The 18838-nt window shown below is 73.7% G+C and carries 19 protein-coding genes; 8 read left to right on the plus strand and 11 right to left on the minus strand.

Annotation, left to right across the window (positions count from 1 at the left end; translation table 11 throughout):
* Positions 1-70 precede the first annotated feature (70 nt).
* From EKG83_RS07180 to EKG83_RS07225, 10 genes are all read right to left on the minus strand, one after another.
* Positions 71-847, minus strand: a complete 777-nt coding sequence (locus tag EKG83_RS07180) for an enoyl-CoA hydratase-related protein (RefSeq protein WP_033427577.1) — start codon at positions 845-847, stop codon at positions 71-73.
* Positions 848-918: 71 nt separating this feature from the next.
* Positions 919-1653: a sirohydrochlorin chelatase gene (locus EKG83_RS07185; protein WP_033427576.1), complete on the minus strand. Its 735-nt coding sequence runs from the start codon at positions 1651-1653 to the stop codon at positions 919-921.
* On the minus strand, positions 1650-2522 hold the full coding sequence (locus EKG83_RS07190) for an ABC transporter permease (protein ID WP_033427575.1): 873 nt from the start codon (positions 2520-2522) through the stop codon (positions 1650-1652). The genes EKG83_RS07185 and EKG83_RS07190 overlap by 4 nt, the downstream gene beginning before the upstream one ends.
* The gene (locus EKG83_RS07195) at positions 2509-3297 is read right to left on the minus strand and encodes an ABC transporter ATP-binding protein (protein WP_033427574.1); all 789 of its coding nucleotides are present in this window, start codon (positions 3295-3297) and stop codon (positions 2509-2511) included. The genes EKG83_RS07190 and EKG83_RS07195 overlap by 14 nt, the downstream gene beginning before the upstream one ends.
* Positions 3298-3319: 22 nt before the next feature.
* A complete protein-coding gene (locus EKG83_RS07200; protein WP_033427573.1) occupies positions 3320-4402 on the minus strand; it encodes an ABC transporter substrate-binding protein in 1083 nt (360 codons plus the stop codon).
* Between the two features lie 24 nt (positions 4403-4426).
* Positions 4427-5749, minus strand: a complete 1323-nt coding sequence (locus EKG83_RS07205) for a sulfate adenylyltransferase subunit 1 (RefSeq protein WP_033427572.1) — start codon at positions 5747-5749, stop codon at positions 4427-4429.
* On the minus strand, positions 5750-6652 hold the full coding sequence (gene cysD / locus EKG83_RS07210) for a sulfate adenylyltransferase subunit CysD (RefSeq protein ID WP_033427571.1): 903 nt from the start codon (positions 6650-6652) through the stop codon (positions 5750-5752).
* Complete coding sequence (locus EKG83_RS07215; RefSeq protein WP_033427570.1) at positions 6649-7350, minus strand: phosphoadenylyl-sulfate reductase; 702 nt, start codon at positions 7348-7350, stop codon at positions 6649-6651. Before EKG83_RS07215 ends, cysD begins: the two co-directional genes overlap by 4 nt.
* A complete protein-coding gene (locus EKG83_RS07220; RefSeq protein WP_033427569.1) occupies positions 7347-7505 on the minus strand; it encodes a hypothetical protein in 159 nt (52 codons plus the stop codon). The genes EKG83_RS07215 and EKG83_RS07220 overlap by 4 nt, the downstream gene beginning before the upstream one ends.
* Complete coding sequence (locus tag EKG83_RS07225) at positions 7502-9196, minus strand: nitrite/sulfite reductase (RefSeq protein ID WP_033427568.1); 1695 nt, start codon at positions 9194-9196, stop codon at positions 7502-7504. The genes EKG83_RS07220 and EKG83_RS07225 overlap by 4 nt, the downstream gene beginning before the upstream one ends.
* A 306-nt stretch (positions 9197-9502) precedes the next feature.
* Here EKG83_RS07225 and hemW point away from each other — a divergent pair, with 306 nt between their 5' ends.
* The gene (gene hemW, locus EKG83_RS07230; RefSeq protein ID WP_033427787.1) at positions 9503-10717 is read left to right on the plus strand and encodes a radical SAM family heme chaperone HemW; all 1215 of its coding nucleotides are present in this window, start codon (positions 9503-9505) and stop codon (positions 10715-10717) included.
* Positions 10718-10760: 43 nt separating this feature from the next.
* Here hemW and EKG83_RS07235 read toward each other — a convergent pair whose 3' ends face one another.
* On the minus strand, positions 10761-11504 hold the full coding sequence (locus EKG83_RS07235) for a GNAT family N-acetyltransferase (protein WP_051764378.1): 744 nt from the start codon (positions 11502-11504) through the stop codon (positions 10761-10763).
* A 104-nt stretch (positions 11505-11608) separates the two neighbouring features.
* On the opposite strand from EKG83_RS07235, the gene hrcA reads away from it, so the two are divergent.
* The 7 genes from hrcA (at position 11609) to ybeY (ending at position 18830) form a co-directional block, all read left to right on the plus strand.
* Positions 11609-12631 (plus strand): heat-inducible transcriptional repressor HrcA, encoded by a 1023-nt coding sequence (hrcA, locus tag EKG83_RS07240; protein WP_033427566.1) that lies wholly within the window; start codon positions 11609-11611, stop codon positions 12629-12631.
* 82 nt (positions 12632-12713) lie between these two features.
* Positions 12714-13862: a molecular chaperone DnaJ gene (gene dnaJ, locus EKG83_RS07245; RefSeq protein ID WP_033427565.1), complete on the plus strand. Its 1149-nt coding sequence runs from the start codon at positions 12714-12716 to the stop codon at positions 13860-13862.
* A complete protein-coding gene (locus EKG83_RS07250) occupies positions 13859-14593 on the plus strand; it encodes a 16S rRNA (uracil(1498)-N(3))-methyltransferase (RefSeq protein WP_033427564.1) in 735 nt (244 codons plus the stop codon). Before dnaJ ends, EKG83_RS07250 begins: the two co-directional genes overlap by 4 nt.
* 275 nt (positions 14594-14868) lie before the next feature.
* Complete coding sequence (locus EKG83_RS07255; protein ID WP_228122528.1) at positions 14869-15477, plus strand: alpha/beta hydrolase family protein; 609 nt, start codon at positions 14869-14871, stop codon at positions 15475-15477.
* Positions 15478-15634: 157 nt separating this feature from the next.
* Positions 15635-15976 carry a histidine triad nucleotide-binding protein gene (locus EKG83_RS07260; protein ID WP_033427562.1) on the plus strand — a complete coding sequence of 114 codons (342 nt, stop codon included), beginning with the start codon at positions 15635-15637 and terminating at the stop codon, positions 15974-15976.
* Between the two features lie 242 nt (positions 15977-16218).
* Positions 16219-18270: a PhoH family protein gene (locus EKG83_RS49515; protein ID WP_051764375.1), complete on the plus strand. Its 2052-nt coding sequence runs from the start codon at positions 16219-16221 to the stop codon at positions 18268-18270.
* A 5-nt stretch (positions 18271-18275) separates the two neighbouring features.
* Entirely contained in the window at positions 18276-18830 is a 555-nt protein-coding gene (gene ybeY / locus EKG83_RS07270) for an rRNA maturation RNase YbeY (protein WP_033427561.1), read from the plus strand.
* Positions 18831-18838: the final 8 nt, after the last annotated feature.

The raw sequence follows: 18838 nt of genomic DNA on the forward strand, positions 1-18838 counted from the left end.
GACCCTCACGTCCGGGGCGGTCGCCGCCCGTAAGGCCGTCGCGCGGCGCGACCGAGCGCACCGGCCGGTCCTAGTCCCCGGTCGGCACCCAGGACGGCTTGCGCTTGCCGACGAACGCGGCGATGCCCTCCTGGCCCTCGGGGCCGCCGAAGTGCCGCGCGGACAGCTCCAGCATGTCGGCGAACACCCCGCCGAGGTCGTTCGACCGGGGCTCGCGCAGCATCCGCTTGGTCGCGGCCAGGGCGCCGGGCGCGCCCAGGGCCAGCATGTCGGTGTAGCGGGTGACCTCGGCGTCGAGCCCGTCGGCGGGCACCGCGGAGTTGATCAGCCCGATGGCGGCGGCGCGCGGGGCGGTGAACGTCTCGCCGGTCAGGAACAGCTCGTGCGCGGCGCGGGGGAGCAGGCGCGGGAGCACGGTCACCGAGATCACCGCGGGCACCACGCCGATGCGGACCTCGCTGAACGCGAACGTGGCGGTGTCCACCGCGACCGCGATGTCGCACGCGGCGACCAGGCCGACGCCGCCCGCGCGGGCCGGGCCGGCCAGGCGGGCGACCACGGGCTTGGGGCTGGTCCACAGCCGCTCCAGGATGGCGGGGAACTCGTTGACCCCCTGCCGGTCGGCGCTCGCGCCGCCCGCCTCCTTCAGGTCCATGCCCGAGCAGAACACCGGTCCGGTGTGGCTGATCACGAGCACGCGCACGGAGTCGTCGGCCGCGGCGGCGTCCAGGTGCGCGGTCAGCTCGGCGCGCAGCTGCCGGGACAGGGCGTTGCGGTTGTGGGGGGAGTCCAGCGTGATCGTCGCGATGCCACGCCGCACCTCGTAGTGGACCAGCTCTTCTGCCATGGGCCGCACTCTACGGTCGCGCCCGGCCCGTCACCGCCGGGCGGCCCGACCCACCGGCCGAGCCCGACCCGTCAGGCGGTGCGCGCCACCGGCACGTCGCACAGCGCCGAGGTGTAGCGGTGCAGCACCAGTTCCGCCACCTCGGGGTCCGCGCCCAGCGGCGGCGCGACCACGGCGTCCGGGCCGGCCAGCCGCGTGACCCGGTCCGGCAGGAAGCCGGGCGCGAGGAACCACGACGCCACGGCGATGCGCTCGGCCCCGCGCGCCCGCAGCCGCCCGACCGCGGTCGGCACGTCGGGCGCCGCCGAGGCCGCGAACGCCGCCTCCACCCCGGCCCAGCCCGCGCCCGCCGCCCACCGGGCCGCGATCGAGGACACCAGCGCGTTGGCCGGCCCGTGGGAGGAACCGGCACCCGCCAGCACCACCCCCAGGGACCGGTCGCCCGACCGCACGCCCACCGAGGCCAGCCGCCGCAGGGCGGCCGACTCCAGGCGCGGGTCCGGGCCGAGCACGTCGGCGATGGTCACGTCCAGGTCGGGCAGCCGGGCGTCGGCCACCGCGCCCGGCACGTCGACCCGCGCGTGGAACGCCCGGCCCAGCAGCAGCGGCACCACCACGGCCGAGCGGTGGCCGTCCGCGCGCACCGAGCGCAGCACGTCGCCCAGCAGCGGCACGGACAGGTCCAGGAACGAGCCCCGCACGTCCAGCTCCGGCCGCAGCGCCCGCACCACGTCCAGCAGGGCGTGCACGGTCGCCGCGGACCGGGGGTCGCGGCTGCCGTGCGCCACCGCCACCAGCGCGGTCACAGCGCACCCGTCAGACCGCGGGCCCGCAGCACCGCGCGCTCCAGCGGCCGGAACACCAGCAGCTCGATGCCCACGCCGACCAGCAGGATCAGGAAGATCGCCGCGATGACCATGGAGATGTCGTTGAGCGACGAGCCGTTGTGCAGGTACTGCCCCAGGCCCTCGCCGAGCTGCGGCGAGGTGGCGATGATCTCCGCCGCCATCAGCGAGCGCCAGGAGAACGCCCAGCCCTGCTTGAGCCCGGCCAGGTAGCCCGGCAGGGCGGCGGGCAGCAGGATGTGCCGGGCCGAGGCCAGGCGACCCGCGCCCAGCGCCTGCCCGACCCGCGGCAGCAGCGGCGGGATCTGGTCCACGCCCGCCACCAGGCCGTTGGCGATCGACGGGACCGAGCCCATCAGCACCACGAAGTAGATGGTGGCGGGCGTCGCGCCGAACCACAGGATGCCCGCGGGCACCCACGCCACCGACGGCAGCGACTGCAACCCGGTCAGCAGCGAGCCGATGGCCGCCCGCACCACGCGCACCTTGGCGATGAGCAGCCCCAGCGGCGTGGCGATGACCACGGCGGTGAGGAAGCCGAGCACCGCGCGGTGCACCGAGGTCCACAGCACCTCCACCGCGCGGCCGGTCTCGATCGCCTCGGCCACCGAGCCCCACACGGTCGCGGGTGCGGGGAGCTGGTACTCCGGCCAGAGCGCCAGCGCCCACAGCAGCTGCCACACGCCCAGCAGCAGGGCGAACGCGATCAGCGGCGGCACGGCGGTGCGCAGGAACCGCTTCCACGGCGAGGGCCGCTGCTCCTGCGAGGGCGCGTCCAGCGCGTCGAGGCCGGCGCCGACGGCCGCCAGGTCGGTGTCAAGCCGCGGCATGACCGCTGATCACCTCTCGCAGGTGGCCGGTGATGTCGCCGATGAGCGCGGCCTCGTCGCCGGTGGTGGTGTCCCACTCGCGCACCACGCGGCCGGGCCGCGAGGACAGCAGCACCACCCGCTGGCCCAGGCGCACGGCCTCGCGCACGTCGTGGGTGACGAACAGGATCGCGGTGTTGGTCTCCCGCCACACCCGCACCAGCTCCGCCTGGAGCACGTCGCGGGTGATGGCGTCCAGCGCGGCGAACGGCTCGTCCATCAGCAGCAGGCCGGGCGTGCCCTCCTCGGCGCTGCCCAGCGTGGAGGCCAGGGCGCGGGCCAGGGCCACGCGCTGCCGCATGCCGCCGGACAGCTCGTGCGGCCGCTTGTGCCCGGCCCCGACCAGGCGCACCAGCGACAGCAGCTCGTTGGCCTTCTCCCGGCGCGGGCCGCGCTTGAGGCCCGCGAGCCGCAGCGGCAGCTCCACGTTGCGCACCGCGGTCAGCCACGGCATCAGCGCGGCCTCCTGGAACATCACCGCGGGGCGCGAGGTGGCCAGTTCGATGCGGCCCGCGGTGGGCGCGTCCAGCCCGGCGACCAGGTTCAGCAGGGTCGACTTGCCGCAGCCGGACGCGCCCAGCAGGCACACGAACTCGCCCGGCGCGACCCGCAGGTCCACCCCGTCGAGGGCGACGACGGCCGAGGGGCCGTGGCCGAACGCCTTGCGGACGTCGGTCAGCGTCACGGCGACGTCCGCGGTGGACCGGGCCGTCGCGGGTTCGAGCGTGGAGGTCATGGTGTGCCTGCCTTCCTCGCGCCTACTTCTTGTCCAGCCCGGAGGTGTCCACGGTCGGCTTGCCCGCCGCCGAGAGCACCTTGTTCAACAGCGTGAAGTCGGCGAGGCCGGCCACGTTCGCGGCCTCCTTCGCCACGCCCGCGGTCACGGCGTCCTTCGCCAACTGCGGGAAGCTCTTGGCCTGCGGGTCCAGGGTCAGCTCGATGTTGTCGAACGCCCGGTCCAGCACCGGTTCGCCCAGCGACTTGCCGGTGAGGTTCTTCAGCGCGGCGTTGACCACCTGCTTGGCCTCGACCTTGTTGTTCTGCGCGAAGTCGGTGGCGGCCAGGTGGCCGCGCAGCAGCGCCTCGACGGTCTGCGGGTGCTCCTGGAGGAACTTGGTGCGCACCAGCAGCACCGTGGTCGGGAACCGCCCGCCCTCCCACAGGGTCTTCTCGTCCAGCAGCACCTGCGCGCCCGCGTCCAGCACCAGCCGCGACGACCACGGCTCCGGCGCCCACGCGCCCTGCACGTCGCCCTTCTTGAACAGGTCGAGCGACTGCGCGTTCTCCGTGTTGGTCACGTTGACCTGGTCGGGGCCCGCGCCGACGGTGAGCTGCTGGTCGGCCAGCCACTTCTTCAGCGCCACGTCCTGGGTGTTGCCCAGCTGGGGCGTGGTGATGACCTTGCCCTTGAGGTCGGCCGGCGAGGAGATGCCGGGCGCGACCACGAGCTGCGCGCCGCCGGAGGTGGCGCCGGCGACCAGCCGGACGGCCTCGCCGTTGGACTTGGCGTAGGCGTTGATGGCCGGGCCGGAGCCGATGAACGTGGCGTCCAGCGACTCGCCGAGCAGCGCGTTGACCGCCTCCGGGCCCGCGTTGAAGGTCTGGGTGGTGAGCTTGGTGCTGCCCAGCTCCTTGGCGAACAGCCCCTTGTCGACGCCGATGAGCGCGGCGGCGTGGGTGACGTTGGGGAAGTAGCCGAGGCGGATCTCCGCGGCCGCGCCCTGGTCGGCGGCTGCGGTGTTGGCGTCCTCGGCGCGCTCCACGCGGGAGCACCCGGCGAGCGCCGTGAGTGCGGTCAGTACGGCCAGTGACGTGGTCAGGATGGTGCGTCTGGTTCTCACGGCGGCGGTTGCCTTTCTGGGTGGTCAGGGACCGGGGGAGACGAGGGCGTGGCCGTCGGCCGCGTCGTTGTCGATGCCGTCGAGCACCGGCAGCGGCGCGCCCACGAGGCCGGCGGCCAGCGTGCTGCCGTCGGCGGCGTCGATCACCAGGAACGAGCCGGTGCGGCGGTTGCGCGTGTAGTCGTCGACGGGGATCGGCTCGGCCGTGCGCACGGCGACCTGGCCGATCTCGTTGAGGGCCAGCGAGGCGGGTGCGTCGGTGCTGGCCAGGCGCTGCTCGTCGAACCGGGTGCGCAGCTCGGTGACCATCGCCTGCACGGTGCGCGTGCCGTGCTTGACCAGCACGCGGGCGCCGGGCGCCAGGGGCTTCTCCGACAGCCAGCACACGGTGGCGTCCAGCTCGTCGGTCACCGTCGGCGGCACGGCCGCGGCGGCGATCAGGTCGCCGCGCGAGATGTCCAGGTCGTGCTCCAGCAGCAGGGTCACCGACTGCCCGGCGGCGGCCTCGTCCAGCGGGCCGTCGGCGGTGTCGATGCCGGTCACCGTGGAGCGCAGCCCGTTCGGCAGCACGGCCACCTCGTCGCCCACCCGCACGGTGCCCGCCGCGACCAGGCCCGCGTAGCCGCGGTAGTCGGGGTGCTCGGGGGTGCGCGGGCGGATCACGTACTGCACCGGGAAGCGGAACGGCGCGTCGTGCGGGTCCGGTTCGACCGGCACCGTCTCCAGGTGCTCCAGCAGCGTCGGGCCGGTGTACCAGGGGGTGCGGTCGGAGCGCTCCACCACGTTGTCGCCGGCCAGCGCGGACACCGGGATCTCCACCACGGCGTCCTCGGCGTAGCCCAGGGCGGTGGCGTGGGCGGTGAACTCCTTGGCGATGCGGGCGAAGGTCGGCTGGTCGAAGCCGACCAGGTCGATCTTGTTCACCGCCAGCACCAGGCGCGGCACGCCCAGCAGCGCGAGCACGGCCGCGTGCCTGCGGGTCTGCTCGACCACGCCCTTGCGGGCGTCCACCAGCAGCACGCCGAGCTGCGCGGTGGACGCGCCGGTCACCGTGTTGCGGGTGTACTGCACGTGGCCGGGGGTGTCGGCGAGCACGAACGAGCGCTTCGGCGTGGCGAAGTAGCGGTAGGCCACGTCGATGGTGATGCCCTGCTCGCGCTCCGAGCGCAGGCCGTCCACCAGCAGCGACAGGTCGGGGGTTGCCAGGCCGCGGTCGGCGCTGGCCCGGTGCACCGCGTCCAGCGTGTCGGCCAGCACCGACTTGGTGTCGTACAGCAGCCGCCCGACCAGCGTGGACTTGCCGTCGTCCACGCTGCCCGCCGTGGCGAGCCTCAACAGGTCGCTCATCTAGAAGTAGCCCTCCCGCTTGCGGTCCTCCATGGCGGCCTCGGACAGCCGGTCGTCCGCGCGCGTCGCGCCGCGCTCGGTGAGCCGCGAGGCGGCCACCTCGGCGATGACGGCCTCGATGTCGGCGGCGTCGGACTCCACCGCGCCGGTGCACGACCCGTCGCCGACGGTCCGGTACCGGACGGTCTTGCCGACCAGCCGCTCGCCCTCGCGGGGACCGCCCCACGGACCCTCCGCCAACCACATGCCGTCGCGCAGGTAGACCTCGCGGTGGTGGGCGTAGTAGATCGACGGCAGCTCGATGCCCTCGCGGGCGATGTAGTGCCACACGTCGAGTTCGGTCCAGTTGGACAGCGGGAACACCCGCACATGTTCGCCCGGCCGGTGCCTCCCGTTGTAGAGGTTCCACAATTCGGGACGCTGCCGGCGCGGCTCCCACTGCCCGAAGGAGTTCCGCAGGCTGAAGATGCGCTCCTTGGCCCGCGCCCGCTCCTCGTCCCGGCGCCCGCCGCCGAACACGGCGTCGAACCTGTGGCCGGTGATGGCGTCGAGCAGGGGCACGGTCTGCAGCGGGTTGCGGGTGCCGTCGGGGCGCTCGGCGAGCCGGCCGTCGTCGATGTAGTCCTGGACCCGGGCGACCTCCAGGCGCAGCCCGTGCCGGGCCACGACGCGGTCGCGGAACTCGATGACCTCGTCGAAGTTGTGCCCGGTGTCCACGTGCAGCAGCGGGAAGGGCACCGGCGCGGGCCAGAACGCCTTGATGGCCAGGTGCAGCAGCAGGGTCGAGTCCTTGCCGCCGGAGAACAGGATCACCGGCCGGTCGAACTCGCCCGCCACCTCGCGGAAGATGTGGATCGCCTCGGACTCCAGGCGGCCCAGGGTGTCCAGAGCTGTGGTGGTCATCCGTGCAACCCGCATTCCGTCTTGGCGAGCCCGGCCCACCGGCCGCTGCGCGCGTCCTGACCCGGCAGCGGCTTCGCCGTGCACGGGGCGCACCCGATGGACGGGTAGCCCTGCTGGACCAGCAGGTTCTCCAAGATGCCGTGCTCGTGGAGGTAGCCGTTGAACTCGTCGTCGCTCCACGGGGCGATCGGGTTGACCTTGACCAGCCCGTTGCGCTCGTCCCACTGCACGATCGGGGTGTTGGCCCGGGTCGGCGCGTCGACGCGGCGCACGCCGGTCACCCACGCGTCGTACTTGGCCAGCTCGCGCCGCAGCGGCACCACCTTGCGCAGGTGGCAGCACTTGCCGGGGTCGGTCTTGAACAGCTGCCCGAACTCCGCCTCCTGGTCGGCCACGGACTGCTCGGCGGCGGCGTTGACGATCCGCACGCCCGGGTAGACCAGGTCGACCGCGTCGCGCACGCCGATGGTCTCCGGGAAGTGGTAGCCGGTCTCCAGGAACAGCACGTCCACGTCCGGCTTGACCTTGACGGCCAGGTCGATCAGCACGGCGTCCTGCATGTTCGAGGCGACGATCCAGCTGTCGCCGAACGTGCGGGCGGTCCACGCCAACGCCTCCTCGGCACTGGCGTCCGCCAGCTCGACCGAGGCGGCCTCGGCGATCACCTTCAGCTCCTCGGCCCTGGTGGGGGCGGTCACCGCTGCACCTCCTGGGGAAGGTTGAGACCCACGAACTTGACCGTGAACACGCGGCGGCACGAGGCGCACAGCCACGAGTGGGAGGGCTCCTCCTGCGGGCGGAGGTCCTCGTCGCCGCAGTAGGGGCAGTAGAAGGGGGTTGCGCGCTCGCTCACCTGAGATCGGCCTCGTCGGCGCGGGCCACCCACTGCGCGAACCGCTCGTCCGCCTCGCGCTTGGCCACGAAGTTGCGCACCACCCGCTCGACGTAGTCGGGCAGCTCGGCGGCGGTGACCTTGTGGCCGCGCAGCTTGCGGCCGAACCCGGCGTCCAGGCCCAGGCCGCCGCCCAGGTGCACCTGGAAGCCCTCGACCTGCGCGCCGTGCTCGTCGGTGACGATCTGGCCCTTGAGGCCGATGTCGGCGGTCTGGATGCGGGCGCAGGAGTTGGGGCAGCCGTTGATGTGCACCGCGATCGGCTCGGTGACCCCGGCCACGACGTCGGCGAGCCGGGCCTCCAGCGCGGTCACCAGCTCCGCCGCGCGGGCCTTGGTCTCGACGATGGCCAGCTTGCAGAACTCGATGCCGGTGCACGCCATCACGCCCCGCCGCCACGGCGACGGCTCGGTCTGCAGGCCCAGCTTGGCCAGGTCGGCCTGGAGGGCCTTGACCTCGGCCTCGGGCACGTCCAGCACGACCAGCTTCTGCTGCGGGGTCAGCCGCACCCGGGTCGACCCGGCGCGCTCGGCCACCTTGGCGACCTCGACCAGCGTCGAGCCGGACACCCGGCCGGCGATCGGGGCGGCGCCGACGTAGTACAGGCCGTCCTTCTGGCGGTGCACGCCGATGTGGTCGCGCGGCACCGCGGGCACCTCGGGCGCGGGCCCGTCGACCAGCTTCCGCTTCAGGTACTCGGTCTCCAGGACCTCGCGGAACTTCTCCGGGCCCCAGTCGGCGACCAGGAACTTGATCCGCGCCCGGTGCCGCAGCCGGCGGTAGCCGTAGTCGCGGAAGACCGCGATCACGCCCTCCCACACGTCCGGCACCTCGTCGGCGGGCACCCACGCGCCCAGCCGCTTGCCGATCATGGGGTTGGTGGACAGGCCGCCGCCGACCCACAGGTCGAAGCCGGGGCCGTGCTCGGGGTGGACCACGCCGACGAACGCCACGTCGTGGATCTCGTGCGCCACGTCCGGCAGGCCCGAGATCGCGGTCTTGAACTTGCGCGGCAGGTTCGAGAAGCGCGGGTCGCCGATGTAGCGGCGCAGGATCTCCTCGATCGCCGGGGTGCCGTCGACGACCTCGTCCTCGGCGATGCCGGCCACCGGCGAGCCGAGGATCACGCGCGGGCTGTCGCCGCACGCCTCCATCGTGGTCAGGCCCGCGGCCTCCAGCTTCTGCCAGATCGTGGGCACGTCCTCGACGCGGATCCAGTGGTACTGGACGTTCTGCCGGTCGGTGATGTCGGCGGTGTCGCGCGCGTAGGTCTGGGACAGCTCGCCGATCAGCGCGAGCTGCTGGGTGGTCAGCCGGCCGCCGTCGATGCGGACGCGCAGCATGAAGTACTCGTCGTCCAGCTCCTCCGGCTCCAGGGTGGCGGTGCGGCCGCCGTCGATGCCGGGCTTGCGCTGGGTGTAGAGGCCGTACCAGCGGAACCTGCCGCGCAGGTCGGCCGGGTCGATGGAGTCGAAACCGCCGTGGGCGTAGATGTTCTCGATCCGCGCCCGCACGTTGAGCGGGTTGTCGTCCTTCTTGCTCCGCTCGTTGGGGTTCAGCGGCTCGCGGTAGCCCAGCGCCCACTGCCCCTCACCTCGGCGCTGCCTGGCGCGCTGAGGCGGCTTGCCTGGCGAGGTCGTCGGGGGGACCATCCTCGTCCTCCGGGGGTTTCGGGGCGCTGGCGGCGCGTGCGAGTCCCGGGGTGAGCCGTGGTGGGGGTCTCGTCAGCGCGCCCGGCGCCGACGGGAACAGAAAGGTCGGGCGCGGGTCAGGCCGAGTTGCGGCACATCGCGCTCGAAACGCGACGGAAGTCGACGTGGCGGCGCACCACCAGGCGGACTCCGTTCGACGTCATGCGCTCAGCGTGCCACGCGTCCATCCCGTGGTCCACCGCCATCCGCATGGTGGGACGGCCGTCACGGCGGGGGTTGCCCCTGGTAAATGGGACAATGGAGGCCATGCCCTCCGCCCTGCCGACCGGCGACCCCGCGCCCCCCGACGGCTCGCTGCCCGCCGCCGCCCTCACCGGCCTGGGCACCCGGCCGTTCGGCGTCTACGTGCACGTCCCGTTCTGCGCGACCCGCTGCGGTTACTGCGACTTCAACACCTACACCGCCGGTGAGCTGGGCACTTCCGCCTCGCCCGCCTCCTGGCTCGAGGGGCTGCGGCGCGAGCTGGACCTGGCCGCGCGCGTGCTGGGCACCCCGCCGGCGGCCGAGACGGTGTTCGTGGGCGGCGGCACGCCGTCGCTGCTGGGCGCCGACGGGCTGGCCGCCGTGCTCGACGCGGTGCGCGGCTCGGTCGGCCTCGCGCCGGGCGCGGAGGTCACCACCGAGGCCAACCCCGAGTCCACCTCGCCCGCGTTCTTCGCGGCCCTGCGTGACGCGGGTTACACCCGGGTGTCGCTGGGCATGCAGTCCGCGGCCCGCCACGTGCTCGCGCTGCTGGACCGGGCCCACACGCCGGGACGCCCGGTGGCGGCGGCCCGGGAGGCGCGGGAGGCGGGCTTCGAGCACGTCAACCTCGACCTGATCTACGGCACGCCGGGGGAGACCGCCGACGACCTGCGGGCCTCGCTGGACGCGGTGCGCGGCGCCGGCGTGGACCACGTCTCGGCCTACGCGCTGATCGTGGAGGAGGGCACCGCGCTGGCCCGCCGGGTGCGCCGCGGCGAGCTGCCGATGCCCGACGACGACGTGCTGGCCGACAAGTACGAGCAGGTCGACGCGGCCCTCACGGCCCACGGGCTGCGCTGGTACGAGGTGTCGAACTGGGCGGCCGACGAGGCGGCCCGCTGCCGCCACAACCTGCTCTACTGGCAGGGCGGCGACTGGTGGGGCGCGGGCCCCGGCGCGCACAGCCACGTCGGCGGCGTGCGCTGGTGGAACGCCAAGCACCCGGCGAAGTACGCGGAGCTGCTGGCCGCGGGCACCTCGCCCGCCGCCGGGCGCGAGGTGCTGTCCGACGACGACCGGCGCGTGGAGCGGGTGCTGCTGGAGCTGCGCCTGGTCACCGGCCTGCCGGTGGACGCCCTCGACGACGGCGGCCGGGCCGGGGCGGAGGTGGCCGCCGAGGACGGCCTGCTCGACCCCGCCGAGCTGGACCGCGGCCGCTGCGTGCTCACCGACCGGGGCCGGCTGCTCGCCGACGCCGTGGTGCACCGGCTCACGTGAGCGGGGCGGGCCCTTCCCCGGCCCGACCGGGGCGGGCACCTGCTCACCCGAGCGTGGCGGACACCGACTCCCCGACCAGCCGGTAGCCCAGCGGCCCGTACAGGCGGTCGACCTTGCCGTCCGGCTCCGTCTCCAGGAACGGCGTCGCGCCCGCCGCGAACACCCGCGCGGTCAGGTCCGCGCACACCGCCGACGCGATGCCCCGCCGCTCGTGCGCGGGCAGCACCGCGATACCCGCCACCTGCGCCAACCCGCCGTGCGGCGCGGTGTGCGCGCCGGCGCCCGCGGGCACGCCGCCCAGCCGGGCCAGCACCACCACCCCGCCCTGGTCCAGCAGCGCCTGCTGCCGCTCCAGGTCCGCCTCCCCGGCGGTCGGGCCGAGGCCGAAGGCGGTGTTCTGCACCACCGAAGCGGCCAGCAGGTCCTCGTCCGAGGTGACCGCGCCCACCACCAGCCCCGCCGGCGGCGCGGGGGCGCGCGGCTCCTCCGCGACCATCAGCGGCAGCAGCCGGTCCACCTCGAACCCGGCCGCGTCGAGGGCCGCGTCCACGCCCGGCGCGGGCCGCAGGTACTCCAGCCGCGGCGTGCGCGACCGGTCGTGGAAGGCTGTCACCAGTGCCGCGACCTCGGCCGCGGTCGGTTCGGCGCCCTCCTCGGGCACCGCGTAGTTCAGGTACGGGTTGTCGCTGTGGGCGTCGAAGCGGACCAGGAACGGGCCGACGCGCACGGCGTCCGCCCGGATGGACTCGCGCAGGTTTCGCCGGATGAGCGTCAGCACACCCGCCATCCTGTGCACACCTGCGGGATCAAGGCGAACGAAATTTACGAAGAAGGCGCTCACCTCCGTAAACTCGGGGTGGAGGTCCGGACCGGTCGTGGAGGTGACGTGCGGTGAACGCGGATGAGCGCAGGTTCGAGGTGCTGCGCGCGATCGTCGCCGACTACGTGTCCAACCACGAGCCGGTGGGCTCCAAGGCGCTCGTGGAGCGGCACAACCTCGGCGTGTCCAGCGCCACCGTGCGCAACGACATGGCTGCGCTGGAGGAGGAGGGGTACATCACCCAGCCCCACACCAGCGCGGGCCGGGTGCCCACCGACAAGGGCTACCGGGTGTTCGTGGACCGGTTGAGCGAGGTCAAGCCCCTGTCGTCGGCCGAGCGCAAGGCCATCCAGAGCTTCCTCGAAGGCGCCTACGACCTCGACGACGTGCTGCGCCGCAGCGTCCGGCTGCTGGCCCAGCTGACCCGGCAGGTCGCGGTCATCCAGTACCCGACGCTGAGCCGGTCCACCGTGCGCCACCTGGAGGTGCTGGCCATCACGCCGGCGCGGCTGATGCTGGTGCTGATCACCGACACCGGCCGCGTCGACCAGCGGTCGGTCGACCTCGGCGACGTCATCACCGAGGAGAACGTGGCCCGGCTGCGCGCGGTGCTGAACTCGGCCATGGGCGGCAAGCGCCTGTCCGACGCCTCGGCCGAGGTCGCCCAGCTGCCCGAGCAGGCGCCGGCCGAGCTGCGCGACGCGATGACGCGGGTGAGCACGGTGCTCATCGAGTCCCTGGTCGAGCACCCCGAGGAGCGCCTGGTGCTGGGTGGCACGGCGAACCTCACCCGCAACGTGGCAGACTTCCCCGGTTCGCTGCGCCAGGTGCTGGAGGCGCTGGAGGAGCAGGTGGTGGTCCTCAAGCTGCTGGCCTCCGCCCGCGACCCCGGCACGATCCTGGTGCACATCGGCGAGGAGAACGAAGCGGCGGAGATGCGCAGCACCTCGGTCGTGTCCATCGGCTACGGCAGCCGGGACAACCTGCTCGGCGGCATGGGAGTGGTGGGACCGACCAGGATGGACTACCCGGGCACGATGGCGGCCGTGCGAGCGGTCGCCACCTACGTGGGTGAGATCCTGACCGGGCGGTGACGACGGGGGAACACCGCGGTCCCGCGGGACGTTTGGCAAGCGAGCGAACGCGCGCCCGAACGCGTTCGCAGGAGGAAACACGGTGGCGAGGGACTACTACGGCACGCTCGGGGTCTCCAAGAACGCGACCCCCGAGGAGATCAAGCGCGCCTACCGCAAGCTCGCGCGACAGCTCCACCCGGACGTCAACCCCAACGAGGAGGCCCGCTTCAAGGAGGTGACCGCCGCCTACGAGGTCCTGTCGGACCCGAAGAAGCGGCAGGTCGTCGACCTGGGCGGCGACCCGCTGGAGCCCGGCGGCGGTGGTGCGGGCATGCGCGACCCGTTCGCGGGTTTCGGGCTCGGCGACATCATGGACGCCTTCTTCGGCGCGGGCGGCGGTGGTGGGCGCGGCCCGCGCAGCCGCGTGCAGCCCGGCTCGGACGCGCTGATCCGGCTGTCGCTCACGCTGGAGGAGTGCGCCGCGGGCGCCCAGCGCGAACTGACCGTCGACACCGCCATCCTGTGCGACCGCTGCGTGGGCAGCGGCACCGCCGAGGGCAGCGGCCCGGTGCGGTGCGACACCTGCGGCGGCCGCGGCGAGGTGCAGTCGGTGCAGCGCTCCTTCCTGGGCCAGGTCGTCACCGCGCGGCCCTGCCCGGTGTGCCGCGGCTTCGGCGAGGTCATCCCCGACCCGTGCCAGCAGTGCGCGGGCGAGGGCCGGGTGCGCTCGCGGCGCACCATCTCCGTGCAGATCCCGGCCGGCGTGGCCGAGGGCATGCGCGTGCGGCTCGCGGGCCAGGGCGAGGTCGGCCCCGGCGGCGGCCCGGCCGGCGACCTCTACGTCGAGGTCGAGGAGGTCCCGCACGAGGTCTTCGAGCGCGACGGCGCCGACCTGCACTGCTCGGTGCGCATCCCGATGACCACCGCCGCGCTGGGCGCGGTGCTGCCGCTGCAGACGCTCGACGGCGAGGAGGAGCTGGAGATCGAACCCGGCACCCAGCCGAACACCGAGCTGGTGCTCACCGGCCGCGGCATGCCCCGGCTGCGCTCCAACGGCCGCATCGACGGCCACGGCGACCTGCACGTGCACCTGGAGGTCCTGGTGCCGACCAAGCTCGACACCCGGCAGGTCGAGCTGCTGCGCGAGCTGGCCGTGCTGCGCGGCGAGGAGGAGCCCACCCTCGCGCACAACGGCAAGGTCGGCGGTGGCCTGTTCTCCCGGCTGCGCGCCGGGCGCAACCACCGGTGACGCTGCCGGTCTTCCTGGTCGCCGCGCTGCCCACCGGTCCGTCGGCGCTGCTCGACGGGCCGGAGGGGCGGCACGCGGCCACCGTGCGCCGGCTGCGGCCCGGTGAGGAGCTGGTGCTCTCCGACGGCTCCGGCGCCCAGGCCCGGTGCGCGGTGACCGCGGTGCGCAAGGACGCCCTGGAGCTCGACGTCGTGGAGCGCTGGGTGGTGCCCGAACCCGCCGTGCGCGTGGTGCTGGCCCAGGCCCTGGTCAAGGGCGACCGCGGCGAGCTGGCCGTGGAGCTGGCCACCGAGGCCGGCGTGGACGCCGTCGTGCCCTGGCGGGCCTCGCGCTGCGTGACCAAGTGGGACGACGGCCCGCGCGGCGCCAAGGCCCTCGAACGCTGGCGCGCCACCGCCCGCGAGGCCGCCAAGCAGGCCAGGCGCGCCCGCGTGCCCGCCGTCGCCGAACCCGCCGGCACCGCCGAACTCGCCCGGTTGGCCGGTTCGTCGGCGGTTGCATTGGTTTTGCACGAATCTTCTTCGTCGCCCCTGGGATCGGTTCCGCTGCCCGCTTCCGGCGAGGTGCTGCTGGTGGTCGGACCTGAAGGCGGCATCACCGACGAGGAATTGTCCGCGTTGACCGCGGCGGGCGCCCACGCGGTGCGACTGGGCCCTGACGTCCTGCGCGCGTCGACGGCCGCGGCGGTGGCCCTGGGTGCGCTCGGTGTGCTGACCGATCGCTGGCGGTAATGATTCCCGTCTCTTCTGGCGAACGGCCCACGCAGGGGTTACGCTCATGCCGGACGGGGCGATTCGGTCCAATCCGGTCGGCCCTTCACACCAGACTCGCCGGACACCTCCCCCCTCGGTCCGGCGCCGCCGCGTCGCGGTGGGACGACCCCCAGGTCCCATCGCGGCGCGGCCCTCTTTTTGTGACGAGGTTTTCATTGCGCATCGCGTACGGGGCGCACCCGAGCCAGTTCGGGGAGTATTCCGCGCCCGCCGGTGAATCGTTTCCCGTCATCGTGGTAATCCACGGTGGTTTCTGGCACCAGCGTTATGGCCTCGAACTCGGCCGCCCGCTGGCCGCCGACCTCGTCGCCCACGGCGCCGCCGCCTACAACGTCGAGTACCGGCGCATCACCGGCGGCGGCGGGTGGCCCGAGACCGGGGACGACGTCCTGGCCGCCCTCGACGCCCTCGACCCCGCGCTGGGCCCCGTGGTGACCCTCGGTCACTCCGCGGGCGGCCACCTCGCCGTCTGGGCCGCCGCCCGCCACCCCCGCGTGGTCGGCGCCGTCTCGCAGGCCGGGGTCCTGGACTTCCACCTGCACCCGCAGATCACGCGTCGTGCCGCCGAACTGCTCGGCGGCACCCCCGACGAGGTGCCCGGGCACTACGCCGACGCCTCACCCGCCGCCCTGCTGCCCATCGACAAGCCGATGGTGCTGGTCCACGGCACGGAGGACGAGGACGTGCCGTTCGAGCAGAGCGCCGCGTTCGCCCGCGCCTCGGGCGCCGAGCTGGTCGAGCTGCCCGGGACCGGGCACATGGAGGTGATCACCGTCGGCACCCCGGCGTGGGCCGCCTGCCGCGACGCCGCCCTGCGACTGGCCCGGCAGCGGACCGGGTAGCGGGGCGGGCCGGCTCGGGTGCTGCCTGCCTGGTGGTCGGCTCGGGTCGGGCGGTGGTCTCGCGTCTGCTTCGGCGGCGGGCCGGTGGCGGTTGCGGGTGCGGGCTCGGGCCCGGCTCGCCTGCGGACCGGGCGGCCGGCTCGGTAGCCTGCCGCGCATGTCCGACTGCCTGTTCTGCCGCATCGTCGCCCGCGAGATCCCGGCCACCGTGGTGCACGAGACCGACACCACGCTGGCGTTCCGCGACATCGCCCCGCAGGCGCCCACGCACGTCGTGCTGGTGCCCAAGACCCACGCGGGCGACGCCGTCGCGCTCGCCGCCGCCGCACCCGGCGTGCTCGACGACCTGTTCCTGGCCGCCGGCGAGGTCGCCAAGGCCGAGGGCGTCGCCGAGAGCGGCTACCGGCTGCTGTTCAACACCGGCGCCGACGCGGGCCAGACCGTGTTCCACGCCCACCTGCACGTCCTCGGCGGCCGCCGGCTCGGCCCCCTGGCCTAGGGCCCGCGCCACCGGACCGCCGACCGGTCGGCGCCGAACACCTCGGCGTCGACCACCCGCACCCGTCGACCGGCCCGAACCCCGATCCCACCCGCGGCCGGAACACCCGCTTCCCCACACCCCCTCTGTCCAGCGGTTTTCCAACTCCGGTGCGGATTGTCGGCGGGGACGGCTAGCATCGTCGGGTAGGTCGGAACACCCCGAGCACGGCGCCAACGCGCAGGAAGAGGACCCGAGGCCACGTGGCCGGTACCGCTGACAACACGCCGCAGGCAGGCCAGGCCGCGGCCGACGCCCAGTCCAAGTTCGCCGTGCCCGACGGCGCGGTGCTCGCCCTGCTCGGGTCGCGCGACGAGAACCTCAGGCTCGCCGAGGAGCTGCTCGACGCCGACGTGCACGTGCGGGGCAACGAGATCACCCTCTCCGGCCAGCCCGCCGACGTGGCCTTCGCCGAACGGGTGTTCACCGAACTGGTCACCCTCGCCAGCCGCGGCCAGCAGGTCGGCCCGGACACGGTCCGCCGCACGGTGGCCATGCTGTCCGCGGGGACCAGCGAGTCGCCCGCCGAGGTGCTCAGCCTGGACATCATCTCCCGGCGCGGCCGCACCATCCGCCCGAAGACGCTGAACCAGAAGCACTACGTCGACGCGATCGACCAGAACACCGTCGTGTTCGGCATCGGCCCCGCCGGCACCGGCAAGACGTACCTGGCCATGGCCAAGGCCGTGCAGGCGCTCCAGGCCAAGCAGGTCAACCGCATCATCCTGACCCGACCGGCGGTCGAGGCGGGCGAGCGGCTGGGCTACCTGCCGGGCACGCTGTACGAGAAGATCGACCCGTACCTGCGCCCCCTGTACGACGCCCTGCACGACATGGTCGACCCCGAGTCGATCCCCCGGCTGACCCAGGCGGGCACGATCGAGGTCGCCCCGCTGGCCTACATGCGCGGCCGGGCGCAGCCGGTGTTCACCGAGGTGCTCACCCCGGACGGCTTCCGCCCGATCGGCGGCCTCCGGGTCGGCGACCTCGTGATCGGCTCGAACGGCGAGCCCACGCCGGTGCTCGGCGTGTACCCGCAGGGCGAGAAGGACATCTACCGCGTCACCGCCCAGGACGGGGCGTCGACCCTGTGCTGCGGTGACCACCTCTGGACGGTCCGGACGGCGTCCGACCGCCGCCGGGGCAAGCCGTGGCGGGTCCTGGAGACCAAGGAGATGATCGGCAACCTCCGGGCCGCCCACGCCCGGCGGTACGAGTTGCCGCTGCTCAGCGCGCCCGTGTGCCACCCGGAGCAGGAGGTCCCGATGGACCCCTACGCCCTGGGCCTGCTCCTGGGCGACGGCTGCCTGACCGGTACGACCACGCCGTCCTTCGCCACGGAGGAGCCGGCGCTCGCGACCGCGACCACCGCCCGGAGCGGGGTGCGCGGCTCGTCGGCGGCGCCCGGAGCCAAGTGGGCGGGCGCGGTGCGGGTCTCGAACCCGATCGACACCGGTGTCCCCGAGGCATCCGTTCCCGTCGCCTACCGGCAGAACACCGCCGGAGTCCGGCTCGGCGTGCTCCAGGGGCTGCTGGACCGCGCCGGCGAGCCGGTGAGGCACGCCGGCCGCACCTGCGGCATCCGGTACACGACCGCGTCCGTCCAGCTCAGGGATGACGTCGTGCACCTGGTCCGGTCCCTGGGCGGTGTCGCCTCCGTGCGAGCGGGCTCGGCCGACGCGCACGTCGTCGACATCCGCCTCCCGCAGGGCGTCGAGCCCTTCCGGCTGACCCGGAAGCTCGACGAGTACCGCGCGGCGGGTGGCGGGGGCCGTCCGATGCGGTTCATCGACAGCATCGAGCCGGCGGGGCGCGCGGAAGCGGTGTGCATCCAGGTGGCGGCGGAGGACTCGCTGTACGTCACCGAGGACCACCTGCTGACGCACAACACGCTCAACGACGCCTTCATCATCCTCGACGAGGCGCAGAACACCACGCCCGAGCAGATGAAGATGTTCCTCACCCGGTTGGGCTTCGGCTCGAAGGTCGTGGTGACCGGTGACATCACCCAGGTCGACCTGCCCGGCGGGCAGCGCAGCGGCCTGGCCGTGGTCCGGGACATCCTCGACGGCGTCGACGACGTCCACTTCTCGATCCTGACCAGCAACGACGTGGTGCGCCACCGCCTGGTCGCGGACATCGTGGACGCCTACGAGAAGTGGCAGGTCGAGCAGGACGAGCACGATCCGCGCGATCGGGGCGGGCACCACGCCGGACCCGGTGCGCGCTCGCGCGGGCAGCGCCGGGGACGATAGTCGCCGTGAGCATCGAGATCGCGAACGAGTCGGGCGTCGGCGTCGACGAGCCGTCCATCGTCGCCGCCGCCCGGTTCGCCCTGGACCGAATGGGCGTGAGCCCGTTGGCCGAGCTGTCCGTCCTGCTGGTCGAGCTGGACGTGATGGCGGACCTGCACCAGCGCTGGATGGACCTGCCGGGGCCGACGGACGTGATGGCCTTCCCGATGGACGAGCTGGACTCGGCCCGCCGCCCGGACGCGGCGGGGTTGGGGCCGGCGCTGCTGGGTGACATCGTGCTGTGCCCGGAGTTCGCCAAGGACCAGGCGAAGAAGGCCGGGCACGGCCTGCTGGACGAGTTGCACCTGCTGACCGTGCACGGCGTGCTGCACCTGCTGGGCTACGACCACGCCGAGCCTGCCGAGGAGCGGGAGATGTTCACGTTGCAGAACCGCATCCTCGGTGACTTCCGCGCCGCGGCGGCGGAGGCCGCCCGGCAGTCGGCGCAGCGGGAGGCGGACTCGAAGCTGCTCGGGGCGGTGGGGCTGGAGGACGCCGACCGGCCCGGACCGACGGACTGAGGCGGCGG

Source organism: Saccharothrix syringae, assembly GCF_009498035.1.
GTDB classification, from domain to species: Bacteria; Actinomycetota; Actinomycetes; order Mycobacteriales; family Pseudonocardiaceae; genus Actinosynnema; species Actinosynnema syringae.

Bases quoted from the DNA above. Each gene is read 5' to 3' on its own strand.
- EKG83_RS07235 (WP_051764378.1), bottom strand. From the start codon at position 11,504: ATGGCGGGTGTGCTGACGCTCATCCGGCGAAACCTGCGCGAGTCCATC.
- EKG83_RS07260 (WP_033427562.1), top strand. From the start codon at position 15,635: ATGTCCGACTGCCTGTTCTGCCGCATCGTCGCCCGCGAGATCCCGGCC.
- EKG83_RS07205 (WP_033427572.1), bottom strand. From the start codon at position 5,749: ATGAGCGACCTGTTGAGGCTCGCCACGGCGGGCAGCGTGGACGACGGC.
- hemW (WP_033427787.1), top strand. From the start codon at position 9,503: ATGCCCTCCGCCCTGCCGACCGGCGACCCCGCGCCCCCCGACGGCTCG.
- EKG83_RS07225 (WP_033427568.1), bottom strand. From the start codon at position 9,196: ATGGTCCCCCCGACGACCTCGCCAGGCAAGCCGCCTCAGCGCGCCAGG.
- EKG83_RS07190 (WP_033427575.1), bottom strand. From the start codon at position 2,522: ATGCCGCGGCTTGACACCGACCTGGCGGCCGTCGGCGCCGGCCTCGAC.
- cysD (WP_033427571.1), bottom strand. From the start codon at position 6,652: ATGACCACCACAGCTCTGGACACCCTGGGCCGCCTGGAGTCCGAGGCG.
- EKG83_RS07195 (WP_033427574.1), bottom strand. From the start codon at position 3,297: ATGACCTCCACGCTCGAACCCGCGACGGCCCGGTCCACCGCGGACGTC.
- EKG83_RS07180 (WP_033427577.1), bottom strand. From the start codon at position 847: ATGGCAGAAGAGCTGGTCCACTACGAGGTGCGGCGTGGCATCGCGACG.